This is a genomic window from Dyella sp., from assembly GCF_035508675.1.
Taxonomy (GTDB): Bacteria; Pseudomonadota; Gammaproteobacteria; order Xanthomonadales; family Rhodanobacteraceae; genus Dyella_B.
Genome location: NZ_DATJMN010000296.1, coordinates 1 through 5,178, shown reverse-complemented (window position 1 = coordinate 5,178; position 5,178 = coordinate 1). Strand labels below are relative to the sequence as shown.

At 60.9% G+C, this 5,178-nt stretch carries 6 protein-coding genes; 3 read left to right on the top strand and 3 right to left on the bottom strand.

Features of this window, described 5'->3' with window-relative positions; genetic code table 11:
• Positions 1-386, top strand: a 386-nt coding sequence (locus VMA74_RS15750; protein WP_325368636.1) for a hypothetical protein, incomplete at its 5' end; no start/stop codon positions are given.
• Between the two features lie 13 nt (positions 387-399).
• Positions 400-1,497 (top strand): hypothetical protein, encoded by a 1,098-nt coding sequence (locus tag VMA74_RS15745; RefSeq protein WP_325368634.1) that lies wholly within the window; start codon positions 400-402, stop codon positions 1,495-1,497.
• Between the two features lie 62 nt (positions 1,498-1,559).
• Here the strand turns inward: VMA74_RS15745 and tssA are convergent, their stop codons facing one another.
• The 3 genes from tssA to VMA74_RS15730 all read right to left on the bottom strand — a co-directional run bounded on the left by tssA (position 1,560) and on the right by VMA74_RS15730 (position 4,278).
• Positions 1,560-2,600, bottom strand: a complete 1,041-nt coding sequence (tssA, locus tag VMA74_RS15740; RefSeq protein ID WP_325368632.1) for a type VI secretion system protein TssA — start codon at positions 2,598-2,600, stop codon at positions 1,560-1,562.
• An 83-nt stretch (positions 2,601-2,683) separates the two neighbouring features.
• Positions 2,684-3,748 carry a cytochrome-c peroxidase gene (locus VMA74_RS15735; RefSeq protein ID WP_325368630.1) on the bottom strand — a complete coding sequence of 355 codons (1,065 nt, stop codon included), beginning with the start codon at positions 3,746-3,748 and terminating at the stop codon, positions 2,684-2,686.
• 26 nt (positions 3,749-3,774) lie between these two features.
• Positions 3,775-4,278, bottom strand: a complete 504-nt coding sequence (locus VMA74_RS15730) for a hypothetical protein (RefSeq protein ID WP_325368628.1) — start codon at positions 4,276-4,278, stop codon at positions 3,775-3,777.
• A 389-nt stretch (positions 4,279-4,667) separates the two neighbouring features.
• Here VMA74_RS15730 and VMA74_RS15725 point away from each other — a divergent pair.
• Positions 4,668-5,178 (top strand): IPT/TIG domain-containing protein (locus VMA74_RS15725; protein WP_325368626.1); only part of this gene is annotated, 511 nt, incomplete at its 3' end.

The following is a 5,178-nucleotide window of genomic DNA, read 5'->3' as shown; positions in this document are numbered from 1 at the left end:
ACCTGTATCAGTCCGACCACACCTGGACGTACGACAGCACCGGCTCATGGTCGTCGACCGGCGCCATCGGCACCCAGGCCAATCCGATCTACGTGACGGGCACCACCACGCAATACGTGCCGCTGGTCGGCAATCCGCCGGCGTATTTCTATGCGGTGGATGCGGGTGGCGCGATTTTGCCGATCGTCGGCGACAGCGTGAACATTCCCACCTCGCTGTTTTCCAGCCGTGCGCAGAACGTCAACAATCACCTGGATTCGTACATTGACGCCAGCGTGATCACGGCCAACTACCGCTCGTTCGGCATCGTGCCTTCCGGCATTCTGTTGCCGCCGGATCAACAGAGTTGCCAGTCGGGTGGCGGTACGGATTGTCCGGATGAGTAAGCGAGGAAACTAGATGCAAAATGCACGCGGGCTGTTGTCGCTGGGCTGCGGCCTGTTATGGGCCGTAGCCGCTACGCATGCCTCGGCGCAGATCGCGCCGCGCTTGACCGGCGAGGCGGTGATCGCCCGCCTCGACACCGCCAAGCAGGATCTGGCGGCGCGTGCGGCCACCGCGCACGACGATCGGCTCGCCGCGGTGAGCACGCGTTTGGGCGACATGGCCGACGCGCTGCGCAAAACGCTGGGCGACAAAGCCAGCCAGCCGGCCGACATCATGGACAATAGCCGGCGCGCCGCCGTGCTGCGCGGCGATGCCGCCGTGCAGCGCACGCGCGCGTATCTCGATGAGGCGCCGAGCTGCCCGGGCAGCGATGCCAAAGCGCTGACGGACGCCTTGGCCGACACTGTCGACACGCTCGCCAAGACATCCAGTTCGTCGAAGGCGACACCGGTGATCGGCAGTGTCGAGACGATCGATCATCGCCCGGTATTCGCGCTGCATCCCGGCCATGCGCCGGTAGCGCTGGCGTTGGTCGGTACCAATCTCTCCGATCCACAATGCGCCGATCCGCAGCTCACCGCCACCGACGACAAAGGCAAGCTGCTTGACACGCAGCCGGTCATTACCGGTGTATTGCCCACGCGCATCGAACTGAAATTTCCGGAAGGGGCAGGGAGCACATCCGGCCCCTTGGTGCTGCACGTCATACCCAAGCACAAGGTATTTTTGCGGGGTTGCACAGCACAGCCGGAAGCCGTTACGGCGCTGCAAGTGACATCACCCATGCGCGTTTCCGTCAGCTACGACCTGACCACCACTTGCAGCAACGGCCAACGCGTGCCCAGCTCCGGAACCCTGCCGGACATCACCGCTTACGGCGCTACCTCGTCGCGCCAAGTGGAAGCTGCGGCGTGCGAAGCGGCGCGCTACGCGATCAGCGCCAAGCTGATGTTCGGTGACGGCAACAGCGCGTCGGTGGGACCGGTGGAACAGACTGCCGCGGCGGATATCACCCTGGGATTGCCTGCAGGGTTCACGCTGAGTTGGAGCCCATCGACGCGGACGGTATTCGTGCGTTCGGCGGCGAATGTGTGCAAGGGCGTGTACTGAGGCATTCGCAGCATGCCGTAGGGTGGCATGTCGTAGGCTGGGATGACATCCCAGCCTACTCATTACTCGCTCTCGCCGGAAATCACCTGCAGCTCGCTCATGCCGCCGGGTGCCAGATTCTTCATCAGGTCCACGAAACTCAAGCCGACCAGCCGCTGCGCGCGGCGCAACAGCAATGGAATCGGGCTGGAAGGCTCGCATCGCGCGTAGTAATCGCAGATTTCATCCAGCTTGCGAATCACATCCTGCGGCCCTTCGATACGACCGCTTTGTGCCGGTTGCGCGGCACCCGGCGCCGCAGCGCCCGTTTCACCCGCGGCGTCGCCGATGGCTTCCGCCACCTGCGGCAAACGCTTCGCCAACTGCGGCTCCAGAAACTTCTTCACTTCGAAAATATCGCTGAGCAGCGGTTTCAGCTCCGGCCCGGCGGTGCCTACGTGTTCGTTGAAAATGGCATCGATCGCCTTGACGTGATCGAGCGCAGCGGTGATCGCCGCCACGTTGCCGGCCAGCTGTTCCTCCGGGCAATCCATGCAGCAGGCTTCGATCTGCGTCAGGCCGGGACGCTCGGCGTTTTCGTCTTCGTTGTCGCCGAGCTTCAACGTACCGTTGGCAATGCGCAAATCGCGCAGCGTAAACCGCCCCATCCGCGGCGACTGTACGAACGGCGTGCTGCGGAAAAAACGCAGCATGCCCTGCAGGTCGGCAATCGCCGCCACGGCGTTCACGCGTGCGGTAGGGTCGTTATCGTCTTCCGCATCCAATTGCGGATGCACCCCGTCCCAAAATTGCTCCAGCAGGCTGCGGATCAACTGCAGGCCGGCGCTCCAGCCCGGCAGGCCGGACGTGCGCATCCAGGCCGTGGCCAGATGCACCGCCACGCGCAAGTCCTTGGACCGCCCCAGCAGTTCCTCCGCCTGGCTGGACACCTTGTCCCAGTCCGGCTCTTCCGCCGCGATCACCTCATCGCCGATACCCCGCTCCGCCTTGGGCGCAGCCAGGCGTTCCAGGGCCATGAAATCAGGGTCGTACTCAAGATTTGCCCCCGTGGGCGATTCACCATCCAGGGGCAACAACAACGACTCCAGGGCAGGGCTGGTCATAGGTGTGTGTGAGGTCCTTGAGGTGGTGGAAATCCTACCGCAATTGACGCGGTGTGAATGCAATTTTTGGCGAGCCGCAGCGGCTACAAGGCTTCCAGAAATGCTTTCAGATCCTGCCGCTCTTCCACCGAAAGCTGCAGCGGGCGCCCGGCTTGCAGACTGCGGTAATAGACTTCCCGGTCGATCGCGTCTTCGAGCGTGGGTACGCTCCCGTCATGCATATACGGCGCGGTGTGCGAAACACCCCGCAGTGAAGGCGTTCGAAAAAGCCCGATATCTGCCGGGTCCTGCGTCACATTGAAGCGACCGAGTTGCGATTCATCCGCGTGCGTGGCGACGCGATTGCCGACAGCCGCGCCTTGCAGGGAGCGCTGAATGACGCCCTCGGTCAGGCTGGGCAGATTCGGCGCAATGGCGTTCAAGCCAACACCGGTGCGGTGATAGGCATGATCCGTAAATGTAGCAGGACTACCTTCCAACCGATGGCATTCCGAACAATGCCCTTTGCCGGAGAAGATGGCGAGACCAAGTAAGGCACGTGGACTCAGTGCGCTCTTGTCATCATGCAAGACATAACGATCATAGGCATTCTCAGCCGGATGCAACGATCGAACATAATCCACAAGTGCGGCTGCAATCAGCTTCGACGTGATCGGACCATTCGTGCCAGGAAAAGCCTGGGCAAAAGCCTGTGCATAGGCAGGATTTTCTTGCACGCGCTGCAATAACTCCGCCTGATCGCGCAAGCCCATCTCGACGGGATTTGTGAGCGGGTCGAGTACTGCTTGATTCAGCGCATTCCGCCGGCCATCCCAGAAAAACGATGTTTCTTGCGCAGCATTGATTGTCAGCAGGCTGGGCGTATTGCGCGTGCCAGCTTGTCCCCCTATCCCGATTGCAACGCGCCGTCCGTCCGTATAAGCCTTTTCAGGGATATGGCAAGATGCGCAGCGGATCGTACCATCGGCACTCAAATGTGGGTCGTAGAAAAGCTGTTTGCCAAGTGCAATGCGCTGGCCGGCGAGTGCGTGCGACCCGGCATGGCTATCGGCTTTGTCATGGAGCGCAAGCGTGGCCCATACTGTGCAACCTGATAGAGCGATCATCCCTATCAGGCGCAGGAAACGCGAATTTGGCCGTATCGACACCGGGCAGTCCTTGCAAGCCGGCAGGCTTACATGGTGACAAAACGCACCGTCGCGCCACTGGCCTTCAGAGCAGCGGTATCGACAGCCTGTTCGGAAGCATCGCTCACGACCATCACCACGATCCCCTTCATGACATCCGCTTTCAGCTGCTTGGAAAGATTCGTGATGAACGAGGTGGTCTGCTTCGCATCCGGCCCACCCAGAATCAGCATGCCGCCAGGCATCAGGATCGGCCCAATGCTGTGTACGATCGAATCGGTTTCATTCTGGCGGCGATCATTCCCGGCCACGCTATCGCCTGCCGGAATGACATAGATGTACGGTTTCATTTCCACGTCCTTGCCATGCAACTTGCCTTGTTCGGCAAGGTAGTTGCCCCAGGTGTTTTCGTCAGCGGTGGCGGTGGGTTTGGCCGGCACGGAGGATGCCGTTGAGGCGTTCGATGTGTTAGCCGTGGGGGCCGAGTGGTTGCAGGCAGCGAGCAGCGCTCCCAGCGTGACGGAAAGCGTCAGATGTCCTAAGCGATTCATGGTCCCCTCGTGGTGCGATGGATTGCGGATGCGCGTCGCGTCGACAAGAAGGCCCATTGCGACGCTGCGTGATCAGACCACAACACGATGTCGTCTGCCTACCGTGAAAATCTTCACGGGCTCTTCACGACGATTCTGGTGCGATTCGAGAGCAATTTCACGCCCCTTTCACCCGGAGAGCGGCGTCGAAGTCAAGGGATTCACGCGTTTGAGATCAGGCTAGCCGTTTCCCAAGGAGCGGCAGAAAGGACTGTGCAATGGAATCGCTGGGGAACGGAAGGTGGGTCGGGGGCGGGGATCGTGCGCAGAGCGGATCGGGCGACAGCAATCATCTTCGACGCGGGATTGATCGATGGTTTCACGCATGCGCTCTGGGGGTGCTTTGCCTCTTGCTACTGGCATCGAATGTCGTACGCGCGCAGACTTCCGGTTACGTTTATGACGCCGATGGACGTGTCGTCGCGGTAACTGCGGCCAACGGCAGCAGCGTCCAATACGGCTACAACTCGTTGGGTCATACGTCCCAAGTCAGTGCACCGATAGCGGCTGGTCAATTAGCTGTTTTCACTTTCATGCCAACGCATGGCGTGACGGGAACACAGGTCACGATTCAAGGGCAAGGTTTCGACAGCAATGCGGCCAATGACACAGTGAACTTCAATGGCACCGTTGCGACGGTGCTTTCTGCATCCGCTACTCAGCTTGTCACTACCGTGCCGAGTGGCGCCACGACAGGGCTGATCAGCGTAACGACGGGTGGCCAGACAGCAACAAGTGTAGAGGCGTTTGTCGTAGACGATTCGGGTGTTCCGCCCGTCATTACACAGGTCAATCCACTCATCGTGTCGTCGGGCAGTACCGTCACCGTGGCAGGTTCCCATCTTGACCCCATAAGCGGGT